This is a genomic window from Sphingomonas sp. ASV193, from assembly GCF_040203355.1.
In the GTDB taxonomy this organism is placed as follows: domain Bacteria; phylum Pseudomonadota; class Alphaproteobacteria; order Sphingomonadales; family Sphingomonadaceae; genus Sphingomicrobium.
Genome location: NZ_JBEHBW010000007.1, coordinates 109335 through 135398 on the forward strand (window position 1 = coordinate 109335; position 26064 = coordinate 135398).

The window sequence follows — 26064 nt, forward strand, 5'->3', positions numbered from 1 at the left end:
ATGACGATGACCGCGACCCCTGGCGGCCCGCTATCCGGCGTGGCCGCGGTGCCTGGCGACAAGAGCTGTTCGCACCGTTCCCTGATCTTTGGCGCGATGGCGACGGGGGAGACGCGGATCGAGGGATTGCTCGAAAGCGACGACGTGCTGGCGACCGCGCGCGCGGTGGCCGCGCTCGGTGCCGAGGTCGGGCGCGACGGGTCGGCCTGGGTCGTTCGCGGACGGCCGTGGGGCACGCCTGAGGGCGCGATCGACTGCGGCAACAGCGGGACCGCGGCGCGGCTGCTGCTCGGCGCGATTGCCGGGCGCGAGGGGGTGGTCGCGACGCTGACCGGCGACGCTTCGCTGTCGAGCAGGCCGATGCGGCGGGTCGCCGCGCCGCTGGCGGCGATGGGCACGCGGATCGAGGGGGGCGACCGGCTGCCGCTCACCATCCACGGCGCGAAGCTTGGCGGGATCGACCATGTCAACGTTCCCGCCTCGGCGCAGGTCAAGTCGGCGATCCTGCTGGCGGGGCTCGGCACCGACGCGCCGGTCCGGGTGATCGAGCCGGTCCCCAGCCGCGACCATAGCGAGATCATGCTCGGCGCGTTCGGGGTCGAGGTCGCGGTAACCGAGGAAGAAGGCGCACGCGCCGTCACGCTGGGCGCGCAGCGCGCGCTCACCGGGACTTCGGTCAGCGTCGGCCGTGATCCCTCCTCGGCGGGGTTCCCGCTGGTCGCGGCGGCGATCGTCCCGGGGTCCGAGGTCACCGTCCACGGCATGCTGGTCAACCCGTCGCGGACCGGGCTTTACGAGGTGCTCGAGGCGATGGGCGCGCAGATCGTCTTTAGCAACGAGCGCAGCCAGTCGGGCGAGCGGGTCGCCGACGTCACCGTGCGCGGCTCGGCGCTTCGTCCGTGCAACGTCGCGGCCGAGGCGGTGCCGGCGATGATCGACGAAATCCCGATCCTGGGCGTCGCTGCGGCGTTCGCCGACGGGACGAGCGTTATCGACGGACTGGCCGAGCTTCGCGTCAAGGAAAGCGACCGGCTGGCGGCGGTGATCGCCGGGCTGACCGCGTGCGGGGTCGAGGCGCGTGCCGAGGGCGATACGCTCTACGTCGTCGGGCGCGGGCCGGGCAGCGTGAGCGGCGGCGGCACGGTCACCACCCACGGCGATCACCGAATCGCGATGGCGTTCCTGACGCTCGGGCTGGCGGCGCAGTCGCCGGTGACGGTCGACGAGCCCGAGATGATCGCGACCAGCTTCCCCGGCTATGCCGATCTGATGCGCGCGCTTGGGGCGGAGATCGCATGAGCGTCAACGCCACCGGCCATGTCCTTCGCCTGACGACCTGGGGCGAAAGCCACGGACCGGCGATTGGCTGCGTGCTCGACGGCTGCCCGCCGGGGCTCGCGCTCGCCGAGCCCGACATCCAGCGCTTCCTCGACCTGCGCCGGCCCGGCACCGGGCGAAACGTGTCGCCGCGGCAGGAGCCCGACGAGGTCCGCATCCTGTCGGGCGTCTACCAGGGGCGCACCACCGGCACCGCGATCGGGATGCTGATCGAGAATGTCGACGCGCGGAGCAAGGATTATCCGGTCGACGCCGCCTACCGGCCGGGCCACGCCGACTATTCCTATGACGCCAAATACGGCTTCCGCGACCCGCGCGGCGGTGGGCGGTCGTCGGCGCGCGAGACCGCGATGCGGGTCGCGGGCGGGGCGATTGCGCGGCTGGTCATCCCCGAGGTGACGATCGAGGCGCGGGTGATCGAGATCGGTGGCGAGCCCGACGCGGCGCGCTGGGAAGCGATGCTCGACCAGGCGCGGACCGACGGCGACAGCCTCGGCGCGGTGGTCGAATGCGTCGCCACCGGCGTCCCCGCCGGCTGGGGCGCGCCGGTCTATGCCAAGCTCGACGCCGAGCTGGCCGCGGCGATGATGGGCATTCCCGCGGTCAAGGGGGTCGAGATCGGCGACGGATTCGCCGCGGCGCGGCTCAAGGGCAGCGAGAATGCCGACCCGATGCGCGCCGGCCCGCGGTTCGACGCGAACCACGCGGGCGGGATCGCGGGGGGCATTTCGACCGGCCAGCCGATCGTCGTGCGCGCCGCGTTCAAGCCGACCAGTTCGATCCGGATCGAGGTGCCGAGCATCAACGCGGCGGGCGAGGAGCGGATGGCGGCAACCCGCGGGCGGCACGACCCGTGCGTCGGGATTCGCGGCGCGCCGGTGATGGAGGCGATGATGGCGCTGGTGCTCGCCGACCATAAGTTGCTCGACCGGGCGCAGAACGGAGACAGACGATGATCGCACTTGCCCTGATACTCGCCGCCCAATCAAGCGCCCAACCGACCGCCGAAGCGCTGGCGCTGGGCCGCGACCTCGCCGAAAAGGGAACGCTGGCGGCGATGCTGCCGGTGCTCGAACAGCAGGAGACCGCGGCGATGATCGCGGCGCATCCCGAGCTCAGCGCGGCGGACAAGGCGGCGCTCACCACCACCGCGCACCAGGTGTTCACCGCCGGGCGCGACCGGCTGCTCGCCGCCGACGCCCGGTCCTACGCCGACCATCTGTCGGTCGCGGACCTTCGCGTGCTGGTCGCGGCGTCGAATACCCCGGCGGCGGCGCGGCTACGCGCGGCGATGCCCGCGATCATCGTCCAGACCACCAGCGCGATCGGCGCGGTCGACTTCAAGGGCGAGGTCGCCGCCGCCTTCTGCAAGTCGAGCGGGAAGCTGTGCCAGCCGGCTCAGTGACATTTGAACCGGTCGAACGGCTCGAGGCATGAGCGGCAGCGCCACTGCGCCTTGCACGGGGTCGAGCCGAAGCGGCTGACCTCCTCGGTGTCCGACGAGCCGCAGCGCGGGCAGGGCGCGGCGCGCGCCTCGCTCGGCGGGGCGATCCCGTAGGTGGCCAGCTTCGCGCGGCCCTCGAGCGTGATCCAGTCGGTCGACCATGGCGGCGACAGGACCGTGTCGAGCGCGACGCCGCGCATCCCCGCCGCGTCGAGCGCGGCGCGGATCGACTGCTCGATCGCCAGCGTCGCGGGGCAGCCCGAATAGGTCGGGGTGATCGTCACCCGCTCGGGCGCGATCGCGCGGACGATGCCGAGGTCGAGCACGCTGACCGCGGGGATCTCGGGGTCGGGCACCCCCGCCAGCACCGCGCGGATTGAGTCGACGTCGTGGGTCACACGCGCTCGATGGCCAGCGCGATGCCCTGGCCGACGCCGATGCACATGGTGCAAAGCGCGCGCCGGCCGCCGCTGCGCTGCAACTCCTCGGTCGCGGTCAACGCGAGCCGCGCGCCCGACATGCCGAGCGGGTGGCCGAGCGCGATCGCGCCGCCGTTCGGGTTGACGTGGGCGGCGTCGTCGGGAAGCCCGAGCATCCGCATCACCGCGAGCCCCTGCGCGGCGAAAGCCTCGTTGAGCTCGATCAGGTCGAAGTCGGCGATGGTGAGGCCGAGCCGCGCCATCAACCTCTCGCTCGCCGGGGCCGGGCCGATCCCCATGATCCGCGGCTCGACCCCCGCCACCGCCGCGCCGAGGACGCGCGCGCGGGGTGAGAGGCGGTGGCGCTCGACCGCGTCGGCGGAGGCGACGATCAGCGCCGCCGCCCCGTCGTTGACCCCGCTGGCGTTGCCGGCGGTGACGGTGCCGCCGGGTTTCACGATCGGCTTCAACTGGGCGAGCTTCTCGACGCTGGTCTCGCGCGGATGTTCGTCGCGATCGACGACGAGCGCGTCGCCCTTGCGCTGCGGGATCGTCACCGGGACGATCTCGGCGGCGAAGCGATCGCTCGCCTGCGCGGCGGCGGCGCGGCGCTGGCTTTCCGCGGCGAAGCGGTCCTGGTCCTCGCGCGACACGCCAAACTGCTCGGCGACGTTCTCGGCGGTCTCGGGCATCGAATCGATCCCATAGTCGTCCTTGAGCCGGCGGTTGACGAAACGCCAGCCGATGGTGGTATCGTAGACCGCGTTGGCGCGGCTGAACGCGGCGTCGGCCTTGGGCATCACGAACGGCGCGCGGGTCATGCTCTCGACCCCCCCGGCGACGACCAGCCCCGCCTCGCCCGCCCGACAGGCGCGCGCCGCCATGCCCACCGCGTCGAGCCCCGAACCGCAGAGCCGATTGACGGTGGTGCCCGGGACGGCCGCGCCGAGCCCGGCGAGTAGCACCGCCATCCGCGCGACGTTGCGATTATCCTCGCCCGCCTGGTTGGCGCAGCCGAGGATGACGTCGTCGACCGCGTCCCAGTCGAGGCCCGGATTGCGCGCCTTGAGCGCGGCGAGAGGGACGGCGGCGAGGTCGTCGGGGCGCACGGCGGCGAGGCTGCCCCCGAAGCGGCCGATCGGGGTGCGGACGGCATCGCAGATGTAGGCGTCGGTCATCGCCACCACCTGTAGCGCCGCGCCGCCCTTTTCAAGCGCGGCGGATGCGGGCATTGGGGCGACCATGGCGGACTGGCGGACCAGCGACGATGGCAAGGCGCTCGAAAAGACGCTGCGCTTCGCCGATTTCGGCGCGGCCTTCGGCTTCCTCGCGCGGGTCGCGCTCCATGCCGAAAAGGTCGACCACCATCCCGAGTTCACCAGCGCGTGGAACCGGGTCGATCTTCGCCTCACCAGTCACGACGCCGACGGAATAACCGACCGCGACCATGCGTTGGCGCGCGCGATCGACGCGATCGCCGCGACAGCTGGCGTTCAGGCCGAATCGTGATAAGGTCGCCGCGATGACGCAGCTTCGCGCCTCTTCCTATTATCGACCGGCGGTGTTCCCCGGCTGAGCCCTCGTGCCCAATCGGATCACCGCCCCGCCCCGCCCGGCCCCGCCGCGGCGGGGCGTTTTTTTGCTCGAAGGACCCGAATGATGATGAGCAGTGCCGCCCCCGCCGACCCCGGCCTCCACTGGAGCCGCCACCTCGTCGACCAGGACTGGGATCATTTCACCGAGGACGACCATGCGGTGTGGGACCTGCTGTTCGACCGGCAGGAGCGGACCATCGGCCCGCGGCTGGTGCGCGCGTTCCGCGAGGGGCTCGACATTCTCCACCTGTCGAAGCCGGGCATTCCCGACCTTCGCGAACTCAACGAGAAGCTGTTCGCGGCGACCGGCTGGCGGTGCGTGTCGGTGCCGGGGATCATCCCCGACCCCGACTTTTTCGCGATGCTGAGCGAGCGCCACTTCCCGGTCGGCAACTTCATCCGCCGCCGCGACCAGCTCGACTATCTCGAGGAGCCCGACTGTTTCCACGACATCTTCGGCCATGTGCCGATGCTGGCGAACCCGGTAATGGCCGCGCTGACCGAGGGGATCGGGCGGCTGGGGATCGAGGCGTGCGCCGCGGGCCACGCCGACCTCGCGTCGCGGCTCTACTGGTACAGCGTCGAGTTCGGGCTGGCGCGCGAGGCGGGCGAGTTGAAGATTCTCGGAGCGGGGCTCGCCTCGAGCTTCGGCGAATCGGTCCATTCGCTCGACGACGAGGGCGTGGCGCGGCCGAGCTTCAGCGTAGAGCGGGCGGTGCGCACGCCCTACCGCAACGACACCTTCCAGCCGCTCTATATGGTCGCCGAGGATCTCGAGGCGGCGATGGAGGCGATCCGCGCGGCGAACCTTGCCGAACTGGTGGCGCTGGCCGCCTGACCGGCTATAGCGGCGGGGCATGAGCGACGCGCCGCCCCCGCCCCTCGAATATCGCAGCGGATCGGACCCGCGCACGCTGCGCGATGCGCTCGGCTGCTTCGCAACCGGGGTGACGGTGGTAACCTGCCTCGATGCGGGGGGCGAGCCGGTCGGGCTGACCGCCAACAGCTTCACCTCGGTCAGCCTCGACCCGCCGCTTCTGCTGGTGTGCATCGCCAAGCTGGCCGCGACCGCCGCGCCGCTGACGCGGGCCGATAATTTCGCGGTCAACGTGCTCCAGACCGGGCAGCAACCCGCGTCGATCACCTTTTCGACCCGGGTCGAGGACCGCTTCGGCCAGACCGCCTGGGCGCTTGGCGAGCATGGCGTCCCGGTGCTCCGCGAATCGCTGTCGGTGTTCGAATGCCGGCGCCACGCGGTCCATGACGGGGGCGATCACTGGATCCTCGTCGGCGAGGTGGTGCGCGCGACCTTCGACCCGACGCTCGACCCGCTGCTCTATTTTCGCGGGCGCTATCGGCGGCTTCACTTCGACTGAGCGCGCCGGGCGCGGGGGCGAGTCGTCGACCCGACTCGCGGCCGCGAGGTGGTGACTCGGCGACGCTTTGACGTCATTCTCGCCGCCATGTCCGACCGGGGGGTCAGTGATTCGCCTTTCGGCGCCAGTCCGGTGCCGCCGCGCGCGACGGCGACGTCCGCCGACGGTGCGCTGTCGTTCGATTTCCAGACCATCGTGGCGATCGCCGACGCGCTGCCGGTAATGGTCGCCTATTGCGACCGGGACCAGGTCTACCGCTTCTGCAATCGCCCGATCGCCGACTGGTTCGAGCGGCCGCGCTCGGCGATCCTCGGCCATTCGCTGGTCGAGGTGATGGGGCCGACCGCCTATTCGCTGCGCAAGGCGCGGATCGCAGAGGCGCTCGCCGGCATCCCGCAGCGCTTTGCGGCCGAATACGACCACCCGACCCGCGGCCTTCTCCATGCCAAGGCCGAATATATTCCGCACCGGCCCGATGGCGGTGCGGTCGCGGGCGTAATCATGATCGTCCAGGACGTTACCGAGCAGAAGTCGGCCGAGCTGGCGATCCGCGAGAGCGAGGCGCGTTTCCGCAGGATCGCCGACTCGGCGCCCGCGCCGGTATGGGTGACGCGTGCCGACCGCAGCCGCGATTTCGTTAACCAGGCCTATGCCGACTTCCTCGGGGTCGACCTCGAAACCGCGCGCACGCTCGACTGGCGCGAGCGGATTCATCCTGACGACCATGACCGGATCGTCGCCGAATCGATCGCCGGGGAGGCGAGCGGCGAGGCCTTTTCGCTCGAGGGCCGGTTTCGCGACGGCAACGGCGACTATCGCTGGTTGCGCTCGGTGTCGCAGCCGCGGTCCGATCCCGAGGGGCGGCACAACGGCTTCATCGGCGTCGCCAGCGACATCACGCTTGCCAAGCAGGCCGAGCTCGAGCTCCGCGACACGCTTCGCCGGCAGGCAGGCGAGCTGGTGGAGAGCGAGGCGCGGTTTCGCGCGATGTTCGACACGGTCAGGGCCTCGATCCTGCTGCTCGACCCGTCCGGGCGGATCGTCGACATCAACCAGACCGGCGCGCGCTGGCGTTCGCCGGGGATCGAACCGAAGCGCGGCGACCTCCTGTGGGAAAGCGCGACGGTGCGGCCCGAGCATCGCGACGAGGTGCGCGAGATGGTCAGGATCGCGGCGGCGGGCGACACGGTGAGCCGAGAGTTCGACCTGCAGAACCCGGCGGTGGGCCGCTTCGTCCTCGACTGCGACATGCGCCCGATCGTCGAGAACGGACGAGTCCGCTACCTGCTGTTCGAAGTCCGCGACATCACCGAGCTCAAGGTCGCGCAGGAGCAGCTTCGCCAGAGCCAGAAGATGGAAGCGCTCGGCCAGCTGACCGGGGGCATCGCCCACGACTTTAACAACCTGCTGACGGTGATCGTCGGCGGGCTCGACCTCATCACCAAGCGGATCGAGGAGCCCAAGCTGCTCCGCTACGCGCAGAACGCACTGTCGGCGGCGGAGCGCGGCGCGCGGCTGACCAGCCAGCTGCTCGCGTTCAGCCGGGTCCAGAAGCTCGAGGTCAAGCCGGCCGACGTCGCCCAGCTGGTCGAGGAGATGGGGCCATTGCTGCGCAACGTCGTCGGGCCGGGGATCGCGATGCAGTTCGAGCTCGCCGGTGCGCTTCCGCCGGTGATGGCCGACCCGACCCAGCTCGAAGTCGCGATCCTCAACCTCGCGATCAACGCGCGCGACGCGATGAAGGACGGCGGGTCGCTGACGCTCGCGGCGCGGCCGGTGACGGTCGGCGCCAACGATCCCGAGCTCGACGCGGGCGACTATGTCCGCCTGTCAATCGCCGATACCGGCTCGGGGATGGACGCGGCCACCGCGGCGCGCGCGTTCGAACCGTTCTTCACCACCAAGGAGGTCGGCAAGGGCACCGGGCTCGGGCTGTCGATGGTCTACGGCATGGCGCGCCAGTCGGGCGGGACGGTGCGAATCGACAGCGTGCCGGGTGAGGGCACCGATGTCTCGATCTACCTGCGCCGGGCCCATGCCGCGCCGCTCGCCGCGATCGAGGAGCAGGCGGGCGAAACCCTAGCGGTTCGGCCCGAGCGGCGATCGGTGCTGGTGATCGACGACGATCCCGACGTTCGCGGCTACATCGTCTCGACCCTCGAGGAACGGGGCTATTCGGTCAGCGAAGCGACCGATGGAACGTCGGGGCTGGCCGCCTTTGCCGCGACGAGCCCCGACTTGGTGGTGGTCGATTATTTGATGCCAGGCATGACCGGCGCCGAAGTCGCGCAAGCGATGCTGTCAGAGCGTCCCGACCAGAAGATCCTGTTCGTGTCGGGCTACAGCGAGACCGAGGCGATCCGCCGCGCGGCGCCCGACGCGGCGCTGCTGACCAAGCCGTTCCGGCCGGCGGCGCTCGACCGCGCGCTACGCGAACTTGCCGGGCGGGGCGACTGACCCGCCTTCCTCAGGCGCTCTTGCGGTCCTTCGCCGACAGGCCGAGCACCATCTGATTGGCGCGGTCGTAGCTTAGCGGGCGGCCGAACAGATAGCCCTGGATCGTGTCGACCCCGAGGTCGCGCATCCGCTCGAAATCCTCGGCGGTCTCGACGCCCTCGGCAGTGACGTTCATCCGGAAGCTCTTGGCGAGCTGGACGATCGACTGGATGATCGCGATGTTCTCGGGCCGGGTGCCGGCTTCGCGGACGAAGCTGCCGTCGATCTTGAGCTTGTGGAACACCGCCTTGTTCAGATAGCCGATCGACGAATAGCCGGTGCCGAAGTCGTCGAGCGCGATGCCGACGCCGAGCGAGCGCAGCCGCTTCATCACGTCGACGGTGGTGCCCTTGTCGCCGAGGAACACGCCCTCGGTCACTTCGAGTTCGATCCGGTTGCCCTGCACCTTGTAGCGCGCGAGCGCCTGGCTGATGACGTTGGGCAGGTTGGGCTGGACGATCTGCTTCGGGCTGATGTTGATCGCGACGTTGATCCGCTCGGGCCAGGTCGAGGCGGCGCGGACCGCTTCCTCGATCACCCATTCGCCGATCTGCGCCATCACGCCGCATTCCTCGGCCAGCGGGATGAACACCGGGGGCGGGATCATGCCGCGCTGGGGGTGGTTCCAGCGGATGAGCGCCTCGAACCCGACCAGCTTCTGGTCGCGCGCCGCGACCAGCGGCTGGTAGACGAGGTGGAACTGGCGCGAGGCGATCGCGGCGCGCAGGTCGTTCTCCAGCCGGACGCGGTCCTCCTGCTCGGACTGAAGCTCGCTCGAGAAATATTTGGCGACGCCGCGCCCGGCACCCTTGGCTTCGTACAGCGCGAGGTCGGCCTTGAGGATGAGGTCGTCGACCGTCGCCCCGTCGATCGGGCCGAAGGCGCAGCCGATCGACACGCCGATGCGGATCTCGGTGCCGTCGATCATGTAGGGTTCGGCGATGCCGACGATGATCCGGTCGGCCAGCCCCTCGACCTTGCGCCGCGACTGGGCGTCGGTGATGACGATGGCGAACTCGTCGCCACCCATCCGGCCGACATGGCCGTCGGCGGCGACCTCGTCGCACAGCCGCTTGGCGACCGCCTGAAGCACCGCGTCGCCTTTCGGGTGGCCGAAGGTGTCGTTGACCGGCTTGAACCCGTCGAGGTCGAGAAACATGATCGCGCAGGGCACGTTCGAGCTGACCGCGCCGCGCAGCGCGTCGCCGAGCAGCTGGCGGACCCGGCCGCGGTTGGGCAGCCCCGACAGCACGTCCATGTTGGCGAGGTGGGTCAGCCGCTCCTGCGTCTGGCGAACCTCGGTGATGTCGCTGCCGACCCCGCGGAAGCCCTCGAAGCGGCCGGCGGTGTCGACGATCGGATCGCCTGCCATCGAGATCCAGCGGGTCCCGCGCGCGGTCTTCAATTCCATTTCGAGCGCGTTGAACGACTGTTTTTCGAGCAGGACGCGGCCGAGTTCGGCATGGCCGCCGAGCAGCGCGGGAAGCGTCTGCCCGAGGATCGCCGACGAGGGGCGGCCGACCATCGCCACCATTCGGTGCGAGACGTAGGTGACCCGGTTCTCGGCATCGACCTGCCACAGCCAGCCGACGCCGCGCTGTTCATATTCCTGGAGCAGCAGCGCCGCGCCTTCGGACTGGCTCGAATTATCGGCGTTGGTCTTGAGCTGGCCGAACGACCAGCGGGTGACGGTCATCACCCCGAACACCGCGATGCCGAGCGTGAAGACGACCGAGACCATGTGCTGGAACGGCAGCGTCAGGCGGGCGATTACCAGCGCATAGCTGATCCCGGCGACGAAGCTGGCGAACCAGGCGACGACGCTGGCGGGGACGGCGACCAGCCCGAGCGCGCCGATGCCGAGCCCGGCGAGCAGCGAGGCGACGATTACCTGCGTCGCGGGGACGAGGTGTGGGAACTGCCAGATCGGCAGCGAAAGGACGATCGCCGCGCGGACGATGACGTCGCCGAGCAGCTGCCATTGCGGGACCCGGCGCCCCGAGCGGCCGACATGGGTTACCGCCTGGGTCCGCGCGACCTGCATCGCGAGGAAGTTGGCGGCGCCGACCGCGGCAACCCAGCCGCCGATCCACACCGGTTCGACCTGCCCGTACATCGCGAAGGCGAGCAGCAGCGCGCCGGCGAAATTGGCGGCGGCGAAGAAGGGCGAGAGCAGCCCGCGCGCGATCAGCTGGCGGTCGCGCAGCGGCGATCCGGCGTCTTCGCCCCCTCCGGGTTGCGCGAGACCGAGCGATTCCCCGCCCGGAAGGCGGGCCGAAATCATCCGCTTATAACGATCAGGTGCTTCGTACATGCGCATCCCGCCAGATTGGAACGGGACGGACCTAGGCCGAATTGGGTTACGACGCGGTTAAATTTTGTCGGTCGGAAGGTCGCCGGCCAGCCCCATGCGGTCGATGTCGCGGCTGACCAGCGGGTGATAGGAGGCGCGATATCTGGCGTAAATCCGCCGCGCGATCGGCAAGCCCCAAGCCTTGTCTGCGGCCAGCGCCTGGTAGAGCGGCTTGACGAACTTGCCGCGCCCGACCGAGCCGAGGAAATCGTCGAGCGCTGGCAGCGCCGCGTCGTCGCGATTGGTCGCGGCGAGCTTGAGGAAGGCAAAGCGGATTTCGGCGTTGCCCGATCGCGACAGGCCGAACGCCCGGTCTAGCCGGGTCAGCGCGGCGGGCGACTGGCGCGGGGCGATCCGGCCGAGAAAGCGAAGCCGCTCGTCGGTATCCCACTTGGCCCAGGTCGCGGCGGACGGCTGCACCCCGGTCCCATAAGCGGCGACCGCGCGGTCGACCGCGGCGAAGGCGGCCGGGTCGGCGGGAACGGCGTTGGCGGGTATGCCCGGTTGGTAGACCCAGCGGTCGAGCTGCAGCCTGGCTTCGAGCGCCGGATTGCCCTTGACGAGGTTGCGGCGGATATCGGCGAGAAACATCGCCGAGGTCACCGGCTGGAAGCGGTGGCGGTCGAACCAGCCCTTCAGCCACGTATCGAACCGCGAGCGGCCGACATTGGCCTCGATCATCCGCAGGAAGGCGGCGCCCTTTTCATAGGCGATGTCGGTCAGCCCGTCGTCGGGACTGCGCCCCTGGAGGTCGAGGTGGAGCCGGGTGTCGGGGCTGGACGCGCCGCCATTGTCTGCGATCGCGGCGTCGAGTGCGTCGATCGCAAGCGCGACCTGCTGCCGGGCGACCTTCTTACCATAGACCGCCTCGACGATCCGCCGCTCGGCGTAGGTCGTCATGCCTTCGTTGAGCCAGAAATCGTTCCACGTCGCGTTCGTCGCGAGGTTTCCGGACCAGCTGTGCGCGAGCTCGTGCGCGACGACGCTGACGAGGCTCTTGTCGCCCGCGATGATCGTCGGGGTGAGAAAGGTGAGGTTGGGGTTCTCCATCCCGCCGAAGGGAAAGCTGGGGGGCAGGACGAGCATGTCGTAGCGCCCCCAGTCGTAGGGGCCGTAGAGCCGCTCCGCGGCGGCGACCATCTGTTCGGTGTCGGCGAATTCGCGCGCGGCCTTGCCGAGCGTGGCGGGCTCGGCCCACACCCCGGTGCGCGGGCCGAGGTCGCGGTGAGCGAGGTCGCCGACCGCGAGCGCGATCAGGTAGGGCGCGACCGGGTGGACCATGCGGTAGCCGAAGCTCTTCATGCCGTTTGGCGCGGGGGTCGGGTCGGGCGCGGTCCAGGCGGGCGCGCTCATCACCGCGACGAGGGTCGAGGGGACGGTGACGTGCGCGTCCCAGCTCTGGCGAATGCCGGGCGAATCCTGGGTCGGGATCCAGCTGCGGTTCTCGATCGACTCGCCCTGGCTGAAGAGCAAGGGACGCTTTTTTCCCGCGGTCTGGGCGGGGGTCAGCCATTGCAGCGCGCCCGCGTCGGGGGCCGAGCGATAATGGACGACGATCCGCCGCGCCGCCCCGATCCTGACCGTCAGCGGCGCGCCGAAGGTCGGGTCGTCCTTTCCGACCGCGAAGGCGAGCGGCCGTCCGTCCGGGGTGGTGACCCGCTCGATCCTGAGCCGCTTGTCGTCGAGCACGATGGTGTCGGCGCCCGGCCTTGCGGCGATGTCGAGCGTCGCGGTGCCGCCGAGCGACCTGGTGCGGAAATCGACGGTCAGGTCGAGCGAGACATGCGTGACCCGCGCCTCGAGCGGCTTGGCGTAGCTGGCGGTGTCGACGGCGTCTGCGGTGCCGAGAACGGGGGCGATGGCGGCAGGCGCGGGCGATGCAAGCGCCAGACCGGCCACCAGCGCACTCACCAGCCCCATCGTCGAACCGATCATCATCGTCTCCATGCCAAGCCCGACCCTAGCCCTCGGCGGGCCCGCCGCCTATATCGCCCCGATGCCGCGCCTTACTCAGGCCTGCCGCTGATGGCCAGCGAACCGATTTCCCAGCCCGCAGCCGCGGCATCCCCGCCGCTGGCCGCGACCAAGACCTATGCGCCGGCCCGGCGGAGCAAGGGGCCCGCGCGCCCGATCCTCAAGGGCGTCGGGCTCGATGCGCCCTTCTTCGCCGACAAGAACAAGGCGTTCTGGGTGCTCCAGTCGATCGGCTGGACCGGCTATTTCGTCCTCCGCGTAATCAGCGGCGTGGCCAATTCGATGGGCCTGATGTTCATCGTTCACACGCTCCTGCTGACCGCTACCGGCTATTCGCTGACGCTGTTGATGGCCTCGCTCTATCGGCGGCTGATCCAGATGCGGGCGATCTGGACGGTGATCCTCAGCCTCGCGACCGTGGTGCTCGCCTCGTCGGCCTTTTCGTTCATCGAGACGTGGAGCCTCGCGACCTTCATCAACCCCGAATACAAGCCCGCCGGGCTGCAGTTCTTCGGAGCGATCATCCTCGATTTCGCGATCCTCGCGGCGTGGTCGGCGCTTTATTACGGGATCAACTATTACCTGCTGCTCGAGGACGAGATCAACCAGCGCGAGCGGCTCCAGAACCAGGCGTCGAGCGCACAGCTGGCGATGCTGCGCTACCAGCTCAACCCGCATTTCCTGTTCAACACGCTCAACTCGATCTCGACGCTGGTGCTGCTGAAGCAGACCGAGCGGGCCAACGCGATGCTGGCGCGGCTGTCGTCCTTCCTGCGCTACACGCTGGTCAATGAGCCGACCGCGCAGGTGACGCTGGCGCAGGAGGTCGAGACGCTCAAGCTCTACCTCGAGATCGAGAAGATGCGCTTCGAGGACCGGCTCCGCCCGCATTTCCGGATCGATGCCGAAACGATCGGCGCGCGGCTGCCCTCGCTGCTGCTCCAGCCGCTGGTCGAGAATGCGATCAAATATGCGGTCACCCCGGCCGAGGACGGGGCCGACATCTGGATTACCGCGAGCCGCCAGGGGCAGGCTGCGCGGATCGAGGTCGCCGACAGCGGGCCGGGCGGCGGGGCGGCGCTGATCATGGCCGAATCGACCGGGGTCGGGCTCGCCAATATCCAGGACCGGCTGGCGCAGGCCTATGGCCCGGCGCACGGCTTCACGACCAAAACGAACGAACATGGGGGGTTCAGCGTTATCCTCGAAATCCCGCTCGACCGGGCGGCAGCCAAGGAAGATTGATGACCATCAGAACCATCCTCGTCGACGATGAGCCGCTCGCCACGCAGGGGCTGCGGCTGCGGCTCGAAGCCCACGACGATGTCGAGATCATCGCCACCGCCGCCAACGGCCGCGAGGCGATCCGCCAGATCAAGACCCACAAGCCCGACCTCGTCTTCCTTGACGTGCAGATGCCCGGCTTCGACGGCTTCTCGGTCGTCCAGGGGCTGATGGAGGTCGAACCGCCGCTGTTCGTGTTCGTCACCGCCTATTCGGACCATGCGCTGCGCGCGTTCGACGCGCAGGCGGTCGACTATCTGATGAAGCCGGTCGAAGAGGATCGCCTCGCGGCGACGCTCGACCGCGTCCGCCAGCGATTGGCCGAGCGGCGCGGCGCCGAGGAGGCCGAACGGCTGAAGGAAGCACTGGTCGAACATGCGCCCGAAGCGGCCGAGGATTTCGACACCGCCGCGACCGACGCGCCGGCCTCGAACCGGTTCGAAAAGATGATCAATATTCGCGACCAGGGGCAGATCTTCCGGGTCGACGTCGACAGCATCGAGCGGATCGACGCGGCGGGCGATTACATGTGCATCCAGACCGGCGACAACACGCTGATCCTGCGCGAGACGATGAAGGACCTCGAAAAACGGCTCGACCCGCGCCGGTTCCAGCGGGTCCACCGCTCGACCATCGTCAACCTCGACCAGGTTCGCCAGGTCAAGCCGCACACCAACGGCGAATGCTTCCTGGTGCTCGAAAGCGGGGCGCAGGTGAAGGTCAGCCGAAGCTATCGCGACGTGGTCGCGCGGTTCGTCCACTAGGGGTGGCGAAGGTCACCGGCCTCGGCGGACTCTTCTATCGGGTGCTCGACCCGGCGGCGACGCGGGCCTGGTACCGGGAAATGCTCGGCATCGGCGGCGAATGGGGGGCGATGTTCGCCTTCAAGGACGATCCGGGCGGGTTCAGCCTGCTGACCCCGTTCGCCGCGGACAGCGACAAGTTCGTGCCGAGCGCGCTGCCGTTCATGATCAACCTTAGGGTCGACGATCTCGACGGACTGGTCGCCGACCTCGAGCGGAAGGGCGTCGCGATCCTCGACCTGCAGGACGACGACTATGGCAAATTCGCGTGGATCGTCGATCCCGACGGAGTGAAGCTCGAACTCTATCAGCAGGCCTCCGAATGAGCCGCTTTTCCGACTTCGCCGCGCTTCACGTCCCCGGCGACCCCTTGGTGTTCTTCAACATCTGGGACGCGGGCAGCGCGAAGGTGGTGGCCGAGGCGGGTGCGAAGGCGATCGCGACCGGCAGTCACCCGGTTGCCGACGCGCTCGGCATGCCCGATGGCGAGCAGGTGCCGCTCGACCTCGTGTTCGCCAATGCCCGGCGGATCGTCGGCGCGGTCGACCTGCCGGTGACGATCGATTTCGAGGGCGCCTATTCGATCGTGCCCGAGGCGGCCGCGGCCAATGTCGTGGCGCTCAAGGCGACCGGCGCGGTCGGCTGCAATCTCGAGGACCAGCGCATCGGAGGCGAGGGAGTTCATTCCCTCGAGCATCAGGTGCGGCGGATCGCGGCGATCCGGGCGGCGGTCGGCGACGATTTCTTCGTCAACGCGCGCACCGACCTTCGGATCAAGGACGGTGCCGCGCCGATCGAAGCGGTGATCGCGCGCGGCAAGGCCTTCGCCGACGCGGGGGCGAGCGGCTTCTTCGTGCCGCGGCTGACCGATCCGGCGGAGATCGAGCGGGTGGTGGGCGAGGTGCCGCTGCCCCTCAACGTCATCGCCATCCCCGGCGCGCCGTCGAAACGCGCATGGGCGGCGGCCGGGGTGGCGCGGATCAGCCACGGTCCCTTCCCGCTCCGCGCGCTGATGGCGACGTTCAGGACGATGGCCGAGGCGGCGCTGGGCTAGGCGCGCATCGATTTCCCGTCGCCCTGGCGAGCGCGGTGCACATCGCGCGCGCCCGCGCGGCGTTCCGCTTGCGCATCGTCAGCAGGACCAGCTGGTCGCGGGTAGCGTTGATCATCGCGTTGCGAAAGCCATGGTCGGCGCACAGCCCGGCGGTGTCGAATGCCGGCGTGACGGACTCGGACTTCGCCTGATCGAAGCGAAGCGTCATCCGTGGGTCGCCGCTGCGCAGGAGGGTTTCGTGCTTGCTTCGGAAAAACTCGTTCTGCCGCGCCGCGAAGTCGAGATCGGAGCGATAGGCCTGAATCGCTTCGCGCAGCCCGGGATCGCGGATCGCCGACATGCCGCCGCCCGCCACCATCTCGTCCAGAACGGCGTGCGGGGCGACGATCGAGGGGAACAGGTCGACCGAAGCGACGGCATCCCATTGGTCCGCCGGGGGGCATTTTCCATCGCTCAGCGACGTCGAGAAGCGGATTTCGTTCGCGACCATCGGCTCGAGCCGCGACAAGATGCGCTGCGCCGACGCGACGTCGTCCAGCGACTCTTCGTAAAGACGGTCGAGCATCACCCGGGCCCGCCGGTCGTCGGCTCTCGCCTCGCCCCATTGCTGGAGCTCGAACGCGATCAGGATTCCGGCGATGACACTGATCGTTTCGAGCGCGAGCAGCGCCCAGTCGCGGTCCTCGATCTTCCCCAGTGCGCCACCGACGCGCCTCGCGAACCGCATCCTCGCCCCCCTGTCAGGCGGCGCGCTTCTTCCAGAACGGGCGCCGCGACGGGCCGGACTTTAGCACGGCGCGGCGGAAGCGCCCACTGACGAAGCGCAGAATGATCGCGACCCACAGCAGCTGCCAGCCGAGCGCCAACAGGTGCGGCCACAGCGGGTCGAGCTCGGCGGCGCGGGCGATCATCGCGAAGGGCGAGGACAGCGGGACGAAGGCGGCGAGCAGCGCGTTGTGCCCGTTGGGGTCGGCGATCCCCGCCGAGGCGAAGGCGAACAGCACGATCTGGCTGAAGGTCACCGGCATCGACAGCGTCTGCACCTCGCGCGCGCTCTGCGCCTGCGCGCCGATGCCGAGGAACAGCGCGCCGAGGATGAGGTAGGCGGTGGCGAAGTAGAGAAAGGTCAGCGCGATGAATGCCGGCCAGCCGACGCCGGGGGTCGGGAGCGCGTGGTAACCGCCGAGCCAGACCTTGATCCCGACCGCGCCGATGCTGAGCCACACCGCGACCCCGACGAGGCTGGCGCCGAGCATCGCGACGAGCTTGCCGAGAAAGATCGAATCGACCGGGACCGCGGCGGCGAGCACCTCGATCACCTTGTTCGATTTCTCCTCGATCAGCTGCGATAGCGTCATGGTCGACAGGAACAGCGTGAGAAAGAACAGCAGGAACTGCGCGGCGCGGGCGGTGTCGGTGCGGTCGCCCTGCGCCGCGCCGCCGTCGTCGACCGATTGCACGCGAAGGCTGGCGCGGCCCGCGTCGGCGGGGAGGCCCGCGGCGCGGTCGCGGCGCGCTTCCTCGAGCAGGCTGTCGAGCGTGACCGCGGTCGCGCCGCCCGGGTCGATCATTCCCGACAGGTGCGGCTGGTCGAGCGAGCCGGCGAGCACCGCGGCCGGGGGCTTGTCGGTGGCGAACAGGTCGTGCGCCTTCGCGCCGGGCGCGGCGGACAGGGTGAAGGGCGGCTTACCCTGGACGAACAGCGGCGAAAGCCGGTCGTAAGCGCCGCGAAGCTGGTCGAAATCGCGCGTCGCCGGCCATGTTACCGCCACCTTCGGGGGCGGGGCGTCCTTGGCGAGCTTCGCCCCGATCCCGCCGAACACGACCCCAATCAGCACCGGGAACATCGGCCCGAGCAGGAAGAAGATGAAGGCGCGGCTCATCACCGTCGCCTTGAAGTCGCGGCGGGCGATGACCGCGGCGGCGCGGAGCGTTTCGGCGATCCTCATGCCGCCTGCCGCCCCGGCTCGGCCCCGCCCATCTCGCGCGCCGCGCTTTCGCCGGCGATGGCGATGAACGCGTCGTGGAGGCCGGGCCGCTCGATGCTCAGCGTCTCGATCCCCGCGCCGCCGTCGAGCAGCGCGCGAAGCAGCGGCTCGGGCCCGCTCTCGGGAAGCTCGAATTTCCACTCGTTGCCGTTGGCGCGCGCCTCGGCGGGGAGCGCTGCGCGCCACGGCCCGTCGGTCGAGCGGGTGCGCAGCGTGACGATCGGGCGGAGCGTCTCGCGCGCCTCGGCGACCCGGCCGTCGAACGCGACCCGGCCCCCGGCGATGATCGCCACCCGGTCGCACAATCGCTCGGCATGGGCGATGACGTGGGTCGAGAAGATCACCGTGACCCCCTGGTCGCGCTGGCGGCGGATCAGCGCCTCGAGCTTTTCCTGGTTGATCGCGTCGAGCCCGCTGAACGGCTCGTCGAGCACGATCAGCTTCGGCCGGTGGAGCAGGCTGCCGTAGATCTGGACCGTCTGCGCCTGCCCTTTCGACAGGCTGCGGATGGTCCTGGCCGCCCAGTCGGCGTGGCCGTTCTCCTCGAGCACCGCGCGCCCCCGCCGCCGCCCCTCGGCGAGCGGCAGCCCGCGAAGCGCGCCCATGAAGGCCATCGCCTCGAGCGCGGGCATCGAGGGATAGAGGCCGCGCTCCTCGGGCAGATAGCCGACCTCGTGCGCCGCCTCGAGCGGACGGTCGTGCCCGAGTAGCCGGCGGGTGCCGCTGTCGGGGTCGATGATGCCGAGCATCATGCGGATGGTGGTCGTCTTGCCCGCGCCGTTGGGGCCGAGGATGCCGCTGATCGACCCGGCGGGGACGGCGATGCTGACGCCGTCGACGGCGGTCTTGCCGTCGAAGGTCTTGACGAGGTCATGGGCTTCGGCGGCGAGCATCGGTTCCCCTTTGGTGCGCAATCGGTAAAGGCTTGGTGCATGAGGGCAAGCCTCGAACAGCATATTCGCGACAAGGCGGAAGAACTCGGCTTCGTCGCCTGCGGCTTCGCGCGCGCCGATGCCGCGCCCGAGGCGGGCGAGGCGCTGCGGCAATGGCTCGCGCTTGGCCAGCATGGCGAGATGGGGTGGATGGAGGCGCGCGCCGACCAGCGCGCCGCGCCGACCGGGCTGTGGCCCGAGGCGCGCAGCGTGATCGCGCTGGCGATGAGCTATGCCCCCGGCGAGGACCCGCTGGCGCTAGCGGCGGCGCGCGATCGCGGGCGGGTGTCGGTCTATGCGCAGGGCGGCGACTATCACAAGACGGTCAAGAAGGGGCTGAAGGCGCTCGGCCGCTGGCTGGCCGACGAGGCGGGGTGTCAGCTCAAGGTATTCGTCGATACCGCCCCGGTGATGGAAAAGCCGCTCGCCGCCGCCGCCGGAATCGGCTGGCAGGGCAAGCATACCAACCTGCTGTCGCGCCGGCACGGCAACTGGCTGTTCCTCGGCATCATCTACACCACGCTCGAACTGATCCCCGAAGCCCCGGCCGAGCCGCATTGCGGAAGCTGCACCCGCTGTATCGACGCCTGCCCGACCGGGGCGATCGTCGCGCCGCACCGGCTCGATGCGCGGCGGTGCATTTCCTACCTCACGATCGAGCTCGCCGGCCCGATCCCGCTCGAGTTTCGCGAGGCGATCGGCAATCGCATCTACGGCTGTGACGATTGCCTGGCGGTGTGCCCATGGAACCGCTTCGCCGCGGCGGCGGGGGCGAATGCCGCGTTCCGGCCGCGCGCCGAGCTGGCGGCGCCGCGGCTGGCCGACCTGCTCGAGCTGGAGGATCGCACCTTCCGCGAGTTCTTCGCCGGCTCGCCGATCAAGCGGATCGGGGTTGGGCGGTTCCTTCGCAACTGTCTCGTTGCTGCGGGGAACAGCGGCGACCCGGCGCTCCGCCCGGCGATCGAGCGGCATCTCGCCAGCGACGACCCGGTGGTCGCCGACGCCGCGCGCTGGGCGATCGAGCGGATCTGACCCGGCCGGTCAGCGGAAGGTCAGGCTCGCCGCGCAGCTCGCCTGGTCGACGTCGTTGCCGTTGAGGTCGCGCGTGTCGACATGGCTGACCCGCGCGATCCCGGCGACCCCGGCAGGCGGCGGATAGAGATAGGCGTCGAGCACGCAGTTGCGGCTGCGGAACTGCAGCTTGGTCCCGTCGCCCTCGCGCACCTGCAGGTCGGGGGCGCCATATCTGGCGGCGAGCTCGTTCGCGCTCAACCCGATCAGCTCGCCGCGCTGCGACGGCGGGGGGGCTGGGGTGGCGGGCGAAGGCGCCTCCTCGCCCGGGGTCGAGGAGCAGGCGGCGAGGGCGAAGGGGAGCAGCAGGAGCAGGCGGCGCATGACGCGACCTTGGCCAAGCGCGCCCGCGCTGACAAGCTTGCCCGGCTCCGCCTCGGCGGCTAGGCGGCTCGCTTCAGCCCCGACACGAGAGATCCATGACCGCTCCCCGCTACGACCTGCTGTGCATCGGCAATGCCATCGTCGACGTCATCGCCGACACCGACGACGCGTTCCTTGCCGAACAGTCGCTCGACAAGGGATCGATGCGGCTGATCGACGAGGCCGAGGCGGTGCGGCTCTATGACCTCATCGGCCCGGCGCGCGAGGTGAGCGGCGGATCGGCGGGGAACACCGCCGCGGGGGCCGCCGCGCTCGGCATCCGCACCGCCTTCGTCGGGCAGGTCGCGACCGACCAGCTCGGCACCATCTACCGGCACGATATCGAGGCGCAGGGCGTGGCCTTCCCGGTCGCGGCGCGGGGCGACGTCGGCGCGACCGCGCGTTGCTTGGTGCTGGTGACGCCCGACGCGCAGCGGACGATGAACACCTTTCTCGGCGCCGCGCAGCAGCTCGACGCGAAGGACATCGACCTCGCCGCCATCGCCGACAGCGCGATCGTCTATCTCGAAGGCTATCTGTGGGATCCGCCGGGGCCACGCGCGGCGATGGAAGCCGCGATCGACGCGGCGCGCGCCGCCGGGCGCAAGGTCGCCTTCACCTTGAGCGACAGCTTCTGCATCGCGCGCCACCGCGACGATTTCCTGCGGCTGATCGATCAAGGGCGGATCGACATATTGTTCGCCAACGAGGCCGAGATCTGCGAGCTCAGCGGCCAGTCGGACTTCGACGCCGCGGTCGCCGATACCGCGGCGAAGGTGGTGACGCTGGTCGTGACCCGTTCCGAACAGGGCGCGGTCGCGGTGCGCGGCGGCCAGAAGGCAAGCGTCGCCGCCGAGCCGATCGAGCGGCTGGTCGACACGACCGGCGCGGGCGACCTGTTCGCGGCGGGGTTCCTGGCGGGCGAGGCGAAGGGGCTTTCGCTCGACCTGTCGCTCCGGCTTGGCGCGATCGCCGCCGCCGAGGTGATCCAGCATTATGGCGCGCGGCCCGAGGCCGATCTGCGCACCCTCGCGGGCGCGCTGCTCTAAGGCGACCGCCGGGCGTGGCGGCGGCATGAACCACCGTCGGAGCCGCGACGACAAACGACTTTCAAAGCGCGGGCGACTCCGTCGGCGCTCCGCCGAGTCGCGGCCGGCCTGCGATCGGGACGCGGGCTCTTAACATTGGTCAACGTCCCCGATCGGGACTCGACCGATAAAAAATTCCACTCGATCGGCGCGCAAATGGATTCGTGCTTGACGGGAGCGATTCCCGATGCGGATTCAAAGTTTAACGATTTGTAAACGACGCATTCTCGACGAGTTCCAGCGCAACGTCGCGAACAACCTTCACCCATAGGTAAGAAGGCGTTCGTTCGAACGAAGAAAAAGGATGAACTAATCTTGACCTCAATTTACGCATTACACAGATAAAACAAATACTCCATTCGACTCTATTACATTCGTTAACTGAAGAGGCGCCATCAATCCGTCATTCTCGAAGGGATACAATCGACGCGGGACTAGGCTACTCTTGCCAAAACCGATCGACGGTGATTGTCTACTTCCCGTGAGCGTGGGGCAGCGCTCGATCGGTTAACCACCTCGCTTCACCGCGAGCCCCGATGTGCGGCCCCTCGTAATGGCGCCGGGACCTTTCCCGGAGCGGGATTGGGGCAAGGGGTTTGCGATGCGGTACGACGACGCTTCGAGCAGCAACATTCATTCGGGCAACGAGACCACGGGGTCGCTCGCCGCCCACAACGATCTCGACATCATTCCCGCGCACTCGAGCGCGCCGGCAAGCGGCAACGTCATCAGCGGCGCGGGCACCTTCAGCGGGCAGGCCGGGGAGGACGCGCTTGGCGCGGGCCGCGCGCACATCACCGCGATCCAGGGCGCGGGCGGCAGCGACTCGACCGTGTCGGGCGGCCACCTGATGGTCGCCGGGCGCTACGGCACGCTGACCATCGATGCGCAGGGCAACTATAAGTATGTCCCGCACGCCGGCCATCCCAACGGCGCCACCGACGTCTTCACCTACACGCTGACCGACAAGGCCGGCGAACATTCGACCGCGCAGCTCGCGATCCGCTTCGAGCTCGATCCCGACAAGCTGTCGAAGGCCGAGCAGATCAGCGTCGGGCCCGACGGCGTCGTCGTCCTTCCGGCCGGGGTTTCGCTCGAGGACGTCCATGTCATCGGCCGCGACCTCGTCATCGACATGCCCGACGGCACGCAGCGCGTGATCCACGACGGCGCGGTGTTCGTCCCGCAGCTGGTGCTGAACGGGGTCGAGGTTCCCTCGACAACGCTCGCCTCGCTGCTGATCGATTCCGAAGTCCAGCCCGCCGCCGGGCCGCCGCAGTCGAGCGGCGGCAATTTCGAGATCCCGGTCCCGCCGCTTGATCCGGGCGTGCCGCTGGGCGACCTCATTCCGCCGACCGAAATGGGCTACACGCCGCCCGACTTCAACGAAGTCACGGCGGTGATCGACAACAAGCCGAGCGTGGTCATCGAGCCCCACGACGTCGCCCCTGGCCTCACCGCGGCCGAGGATTCGGTCAACGAGGCGGGGCTTCCCGCGCGCGGCCTTGAGCCCGCCGGCAGCAACAGCGCCTCGAACAGCGAGACGACCAACGGGACGATCGTCGTCACCTCGCTCGACACGCCGAACACGATCACCATCACCGGTGTCGACGGACCCGTCACCGTGGCGGTCGGCGCGGTCATCCACGGCCAATATGGCGACATGACGATTACCGCCATCAACGGCGGCAACATCAGCTATACCTACACGCTTGCCGACAACACGAATGGCGACGCGACCCAGGACGTGTTCGCGGTGAAGGTGGTCGACGCGACCGGGGACGTCGCGACCGCATCGCTGACGATTCACATCGCCGACGACGTGCCGACCGCGCGCAACGACAGCGATTCGCTCGATTCGCAGTCGACCCATGCCACCGGCAACGTGATCAGCGGCGCGGGGACCGACGGCGGCACCAGCGGCCCCGGGGTCGATACGCAGGGTGCCGACGGCGCGAAGGTCACCGCGATCGCGGCGGCGGGTCACACGATGGCCGCCAACGCCGACGGCAGCTTCACCGTCCAGGGCAGCCATGGCACGCTGACCATCTATCCCGACGGCCATTACGACTATGCTTATACGCCCGGCGCGACCGGCGGCGGGGGCACGGACACCTTCACCTACACGCTCACCGACGGCGACGGCGACACGTCAAGCGCGACGCTGACCATCGCCCTGCCGAACAGCCCGCCGACGATCCACGTGGTTGACTATCTGCCGCAGGATTCGGCCGACAACCAGGTATTCGAAAACCTGCTCCCGGCGCACGACGGCGAGCCCGCGGGCAGCGCCTATGCCGGCGGCGGCAACCCGACCGCGGCGGGCGACGTCGCCTTCACCTCGCTCGACGGCGTCCAGTCGATGACCTTCACCATCCCGGGGGGCGGCACGGTCACGCTGACGCTCGCGCAGCTCAGCGCCGGCAGCAACACGGTCGTATCGAACGGCAGCTATTCGCTGGTCGTGTCGAACTTCACCTATGACGCGTCGACCGGTAACGGGACGCTCCACTACGTCTTCACGCTGAACGACAACACGATCGGCAGCAATTCGAGCGAGGGCGGGGATACCCACGTCCAGTTCGGGGTCAGCGTCACCGATCGCGACGGCCAGTCGTCGAGCGACACGCTCGACGTCCGCGTCGTCGACGATCACCCGACCGCGCATGCCGACGTCGATGCGATCAGCGACGGGGCGAGCCACCCGGCCGACGGCAACGTCATCACCGGCGTCGGCGGCAGCGATTCGAACGGCACCGACGGCGTGGTCGACACGCAAGGCGCGGACGGCGCGCACGTCACCGGCGTCGCGGCGGGCGACACGGGCACGGCGGTGTCGGGCAGTGTCGCGACCAGCATCGCCGGTCTCTACGGCTATCTGACGCTCAATGCCGACGGCAGCTACAGCTATTCGCTCTACACGCAGGAGCAGAACCCCGAGGCCTATGCCGCGGTCCAGGCGCTCGGCGCGAACGCGCACGTCAACGACGTGTTCACCTACACCATCACCGATGGTGACGGCGACACCAGCAGCACGACGCTGACGATCGAGGTCGACGGCACGAACGCCCCGCCGGTCGCCAACCCCGACACCAACTGGGTGCAGGAAGACCTGCATCTGGCCGCCAGCGGCAACGTCCTGACCAGCCAGGATCATCCCGGCGATCCCTCGCCGTCGCTCAGCTTCGCCGACCAGGCGGACACCGATGCCGACGCCGGCACGACGCTGACCGTGGCGACGGCGGGCACTTACAACGGCAATTACGGCGTGCTGGTGATTAACGCCGACGGCAGCTACACCTACACGCTCTACACGCAGGCCGAGAACCCGGCCGCCTATGCTGCGGTCCAGCAGCTCGGCGACGGCGAGACGCTCAGCGAGAGCTTCAACTACACCACCAGCGACGGGTCGGCGACCAGCGGCTCGACCCTTACGCTGACCATCTTCGGCGCGAACGATCCGGTCGTCCTGACCGGCCTCGACGTCGAGGGCGGCGAAGCGGTCGTCAACGAAGCGAACCTGGCGGCGGGGAGCAACCCTGACGCCACGGCGCTGACCCAGACCGGAAGCTTCGATTTCACCGCGGCGGACGGGCTCGGCTCGACCGGCACGCTCACGCTCGACGGGCATACGCTGATCGACGGGACGACCCTGAATGTCGGACAGACGATCACGACCGCCTCGGGGACGCTGACGATCACCGCGATCGACCCAGTCTACGGCGCGGGCGGGTCGATCGTCGGCGGCACGATCAGCTACACCTACACGCTACAGAACGCGGTCGGCGAGCCCAATCCGGGCGCGGACTCGATCTTCGACAGCCTGACCGTGATGGTCACCGACCACGACGGATCGACCGCTAGCAACACGCTCGACATCCGGATCATCGACGACGTACCGACCGCGATGGCGGACAGCGGGACGGTTCTCGAGGGCGGCACGCAGACCGGCAATGTCGAGACGAACGACGTGTTCGGCGCGGACGGCAAGGATGCCGGCGGCGGCGTGGTCGGCGTTCGCGTGGCGGGTGGCGACACCACCAGCGCGGTGACGGGCGGAATCAACACGACGATCCACGGCCAGTACGGCGACCTCGTTCTCCAGGCGGACGGCAGCTACAGCTACCACGCCAACCCCAACACCAACCCGCCGGCCGGGGCGAGCGACGTTTTCGTCTATACGATCAAGGACGGCGACGGCGACCTCAGCACCACGACGCTGACGATCAACGTGGCGGACGTGACGCTGGCGCCGGACGACCAGACCAAGACGGTCGACGAGGCGGCGCTGGTGACGGGGTCGAACCCCGACTCGACCGCGGAAGCCGTGAGCGGCACGCTGAGCGTGTCGGGTGCGACCGGGTACGATGCGCAGTCGGTGACGACGGCGCACGGCATCTTCGTGCTCAACGCGGACGGCAGCTACACCTACACGCTGACCAGCCCGTTCAGCGACTCGACCGGGACCAACAACGGCACGACGAGC

Annotated in this window: 22 protein-coding genes; 14 read left to right on the plus strand and 8 right to left on the minus strand. The window is 69.3% G+C overall.

What is annotated here, in order from left to right; all coding sequences use genetic code 11:
* The first annotated feature begins 6 nt into the window (after positions 1-6).
* From aroA to ABDK56_RS12365, 3 genes are read left to right on the plus strand one after another with little or no spacing between them, the layout of a single operon-like run.
* A complete protein-coding gene (gene aroA, locus ABDK56_RS12355; RefSeq protein ID WP_349808586.1) occupies positions 7-1299 on the plus strand; it encodes a 3-phosphoshikimate 1-carboxyvinyltransferase in 1293 nt (430 codons plus the stop codon).
* The gene (locus ABDK56_RS12360; protein ID WP_349808587.1) at positions 1296-2294 is read left to right on the plus strand and encodes a chorismate synthase; all 999 of its coding nucleotides are present in this window, start codon (positions 1296-1298) and stop codon (positions 2292-2294) included. The genes aroA and ABDK56_RS12360 overlap by 4 nt, the downstream gene beginning before the upstream one ends.
* The gene (locus ABDK56_RS12365) at positions 2291-2743 is read left to right on the plus strand and encodes a DUF2059 domain-containing protein (protein WP_349808588.1); all 453 of its coding nucleotides are present in this window, start codon (positions 2291-2293) and stop codon (positions 2741-2743) included. The genes ABDK56_RS12360 and ABDK56_RS12365 overlap by 4 nt, the downstream gene beginning before the upstream one ends.
* Here the strand turns inward: ABDK56_RS12365 and paaD are convergent.
* Both paaD and pcaF read right to left on the minus strand, forming a co-directional pair.
* Entirely contained in the window at positions 2737-3180 is a 444-nt protein-coding gene (gene paaD, locus ABDK56_RS12370; protein WP_349808589.1) for a 1,2-phenylacetyl-CoA epoxidase subunit PaaD, read from the minus strand. The two genes, ABDK56_RS12365 and paaD, sit on opposite strands and share 7 nt — an antisense overlap.
* The gene (gene pcaF, locus ABDK56_RS12375; protein ID WP_349808610.1) at positions 3177-4379 is read right to left on the minus strand and encodes a 3-oxoadipyl-CoA thiolase; all 1203 of its coding nucleotides are present in this window, start codon (positions 4377-4379) and stop codon (positions 3177-3179) included. The genes paaD and pcaF overlap by 4 nt, the downstream gene beginning before the upstream one ends.
* A gap of 64 nt (positions 4380-4443) precedes the next feature.
* Here pcaF and ABDK56_RS12380 point away from each other — a divergent pair, with 64 nt between their 5' ends.
* The 4 genes from ABDK56_RS12380 (at position 4444) to ABDK56_RS12395 (ending at position 8629) form a co-directional block, all read left to right on the plus strand.
* Entirely contained in the window at positions 4444-4710 is a 267-nt protein-coding gene (locus tag ABDK56_RS12380; protein WP_349808590.1) for a 4a-hydroxytetrahydrobiopterin dehydratase, read from the plus strand.
* A gap of 153 nt (positions 4711-4863) precedes the next feature.
* On the plus strand, positions 4864-5634 hold the full coding sequence (locus ABDK56_RS12385) for a phenylalanine 4-monooxygenase (RefSeq protein ID WP_349808591.1): 771 nt from the start codon (positions 4864-4866) through the stop codon (positions 5632-5634).
* A gap of 19 nt (positions 5635-5653) precedes the next feature.
* Positions 5654-6172, plus strand: coding sequence for a flavin reductase family protein (locus tag ABDK56_RS12390; RefSeq protein ID WP_349808592.1), 519 nt, complete (start codon positions 5654-5656; stop codon positions 6170-6172).
* Between the two features lie 132 nt (positions 6173-6304).
* A complete protein-coding gene (locus ABDK56_RS12395) occupies positions 6305-8629 on the plus strand; it encodes a PAS domain-containing protein (protein WP_349808593.1) in 2325 nt (774 codons plus the stop codon).
* Positions 8630-8639: 10 nt separating this feature from the next.
* On the opposite strand, the gene ABDK56_RS12400 is transcribed toward ABDK56_RS12395, so the two are convergent.
* A complete protein-coding gene (locus tag ABDK56_RS12400; protein WP_349808594.1) occupies positions 8640-10982 on the minus strand; it encodes a putative bifunctional diguanylate cyclase/phosphodiesterase in 2343 nt (780 codons plus the stop codon).
* A gap of 57 nt (positions 10983-11039) precedes the next feature.
* A complete protein-coding gene (locus ABDK56_RS12405) occupies positions 11040-12959 on the minus strand; it encodes a M1 family metallopeptidase (RefSeq protein WP_349808595.1) in 1920 nt (639 codons plus the stop codon).
* Between the two features lie 87 nt (positions 12960-13046).
* Here ABDK56_RS12405 and ABDK56_RS12410 point away from each other — a divergent pair, with 87 nt between their 5' ends.
* The 4 genes from ABDK56_RS12410 to ABDK56_RS12425 are packed head-to-tail and all read left to right on the plus strand — an operon-like array spanning position 13047 to position 16136.
* Positions 13047-14240 (plus strand): sensor histidine kinase, encoded by a 1194-nt coding sequence (locus tag ABDK56_RS12410; protein ID WP_349808596.1) that lies wholly within the window; start codon positions 13047-13049, stop codon positions 14238-14240.
* Complete coding sequence (locus tag ABDK56_RS12415; protein ID WP_349808597.1) at positions 14240-15043, plus strand: LytR/AlgR family response regulator transcription factor; 804 nt, start codon at positions 14240-14242, stop codon at positions 15041-15043. The genes ABDK56_RS12410 and ABDK56_RS12415 overlap by 1 nt, the downstream gene beginning before the upstream one ends.
* Positions 15044-15045: 2 nt before the next feature.
* On the plus strand, positions 15046-15408 hold the full coding sequence (locus ABDK56_RS12420; RefSeq protein ID WP_349808598.1) for a VOC family protein: 363 nt from the start codon (positions 15046-15048) through the stop codon (positions 15406-15408).
* Positions 15405-16136 carry an isocitrate lyase/PEP mutase family protein gene (locus ABDK56_RS12425; RefSeq protein WP_349808599.1) on the plus strand — a complete coding sequence of 244 codons (732 nt, stop codon included), beginning with the start codon at positions 15405-15407 and terminating at the stop codon, positions 16134-16136. The genes ABDK56_RS12420 and ABDK56_RS12425 overlap by 4 nt, the downstream gene beginning before the upstream one ends.
* Here the strand turns inward: ABDK56_RS12425 and ABDK56_RS12430 are convergent.
* The 3 genes from ABDK56_RS12430 to ABDK56_RS12440 all read right to left on the minus strand — a co-directional run bounded on the left by ABDK56_RS12430 (position 16105) and on the right by ABDK56_RS12440 (position 19017).
* Entirely contained in the window at positions 16105-16701 is a 597-nt protein-coding gene (locus tag ABDK56_RS12430) for a hypothetical protein (protein ID WP_349808600.1), read from the minus strand. The genes ABDK56_RS12425 and ABDK56_RS12430 overlap by 32 nt on opposite strands.
* A gap of 175 nt (positions 16702-16876) precedes the next feature.
* The gene (locus ABDK56_RS12435) at positions 16877-18085 is read right to left on the minus strand and encodes an ABC transporter permease (protein ID WP_349808601.1); all 1209 of its coding nucleotides are present in this window, start codon (positions 18083-18085) and stop codon (positions 16877-16879) included.
* Positions 18082-19017 carry an ABC transporter ATP-binding protein gene (locus ABDK56_RS12440; protein ID WP_349808602.1) on the minus strand — a complete coding sequence of 312 codons (936 nt, stop codon included), beginning with the start codon at positions 19015-19017 and terminating at the stop codon, positions 18082-18084. Before ABDK56_RS12440 ends, ABDK56_RS12435 begins: the two co-directional genes overlap by 4 nt.
* Positions 19018-19056: 39 nt before the next feature.
* On the opposite strand from ABDK56_RS12440, the gene queG reads away from it, so the two are divergent.
* Positions 19057-20088 carry a tRNA epoxyqueuosine(34) reductase QueG gene (gene queG, locus ABDK56_RS12445; protein ID WP_349808603.1) on the plus strand — a complete coding sequence of 344 codons (1032 nt, stop codon included), beginning with the start codon at positions 19057-19059 and terminating at the stop codon, positions 20086-20088.
* Between the two features lie 9 nt (positions 20089-20097).
* On the opposite strand, the gene ABDK56_RS12450 is transcribed toward queG, so the two are convergent.
* Positions 20098-20451, minus strand: a complete 354-nt coding sequence (locus ABDK56_RS12450) for a hypothetical protein (protein WP_349808604.1) — start codon at positions 20449-20451, stop codon at positions 20098-20100.
* Between the two features lie 95 nt (positions 20452-20546).
* Between ABDK56_RS12450 and ABDK56_RS12455 the strand changes: the two genes are divergently transcribed.
* Positions 20547-21539, plus strand: coding sequence for an adenosine kinase (locus tag ABDK56_RS12455; RefSeq protein ID WP_349808605.1), 993 nt, complete (start codon positions 20547-20549; stop codon positions 21537-21539).
* Between the two features lie 640 nt (positions 21540-22179).
* Positions 22180-26064: beta strand repeat-containing protein (locus tag ABDK56_RS12460; RefSeq protein WP_349808606.1), on the plus strand; the 3885-nt coding region annotated here is incomplete at its 3' end.

What these genes read in the sequence shown, in the direction of transcription:
- aroA (WP_349808586.1), top strand. Translation starts at nt 7, where the DNA reads ATGACCGCGACCCCTGGCGGCCCGCTATCCGGCGTGGCCGCGGTGCCT.
- ABDK56_RS12360 (WP_349808587.1), top strand. Translation starts at nt 1,296, where the DNA reads ATGAGCGTCAACGCCACCGGCCATGTCCTTCGCCTGACGACCTGGGGC.
- ABDK56_RS12365 (WP_349808588.1), top strand. Translation starts at nt 2,291, where the DNA reads ATGATCGCACTTGCCCTGATACTCGCCGCCCAATCAAGCGCCCAACCG.
- pcaF (WP_349808610.1), bottom strand. Translation starts at nt 4,379, where the DNA reads ATGACCGACGCCTACATCTGCGATGCCGTCCGCACCCCGATCGGCCGC.
- ABDK56_RS12380 (WP_349808590.1), top strand. Translation starts at nt 4,444, where the DNA reads ATGGCGGACTGGCGGACCAGCGACGATGGCAAGGCGCTCGAAAAGACG.
- ABDK56_RS12385 (WP_349808591.1), top strand. Translation starts at nt 4,864, where the DNA reads ATGAGCAGTGCCGCCCCCGCCGACCCCGGCCTCCACTGGAGCCGCCAC.
- ABDK56_RS12390 (WP_349808592.1), top strand. Translation starts at nt 5,654, where the DNA reads ATGAGCGACGCGCCGCCCCCGCCCCTCGAATATCGCAGCGGATCGGAC.
- ABDK56_RS12400 (WP_349808594.1), bottom strand. Translation starts at nt 10,982, where the DNA reads ATGTACGAAGCACCTGATCGTTATAAGCGGATGATTTCGGCCCGCCTT.
- ABDK56_RS12405 (WP_349808595.1), bottom strand. Translation starts at nt 12,959, where the DNA reads ATGATGATCGGTTCGACGATGGGGCTGGTGAGTGCGCTGGTGGCCGGT.
- ABDK56_RS12410 (WP_349808596.1), top strand. Translation starts at nt 13,047, where the DNA reads ATGGCCAGCGAACCGATTTCCCAGCCCGCAGCCGCGGCATCCCCGCCG.
- ABDK56_RS12415 (WP_349808597.1), top strand. Translation starts at nt 14,240, where the DNA reads ATGACCATCAGAACCATCCTCGTCGACGATGAGCCGCTCGCCACGCAG.
- ABDK56_RS12425 (WP_349808599.1), top strand. Translation starts at nt 15,405, where the DNA reads ATGAGCCGCTTTTCCGACTTCGCCGCGCTTCACGTCCCCGGCGACCCC.
- ABDK56_RS12430 (WP_349808600.1), bottom strand. Translation starts at nt 16,701, where the DNA reads ATGCTCGACCGTCTTTACGAAGAGTCGCTGGACGACGTCGCGTCGGCG.
- ABDK56_RS12435 (WP_349808601.1), bottom strand. Translation starts at nt 18,085, where the DNA reads ATGAGGATCGCCGAAACGCTCCGCGCCGCCGCGGTCATCGCCCGCCGC.
- ABDK56_RS12440 (WP_349808602.1), bottom strand. Translation starts at nt 19,017, where the DNA reads ATGCTCGCCGCCGAAGCCCATGACCTCGTCAAGACCTTCGACGGCAAG.
- queG (WP_349808603.1), top strand. Translation starts at nt 19,057, where the DNA reads ATGAGGGCAAGCCTCGAACAGCATATTCGCGACAAGGCGGAAGAACTC.
- ABDK56_RS12450 (WP_349808604.1), bottom strand. Translation starts at nt 20,451, where the DNA reads ATGCGCCGCCTGCTCCTGCTGCTCCCCTTCGCCCTCGCCGCCTGCTCC.
- ABDK56_RS12455 (WP_349808605.1), top strand. Translation starts at nt 20,547, where the DNA reads ATGACCGCTCCCCGCTACGACCTGCTGTGCATCGGCAATGCCATCGTC.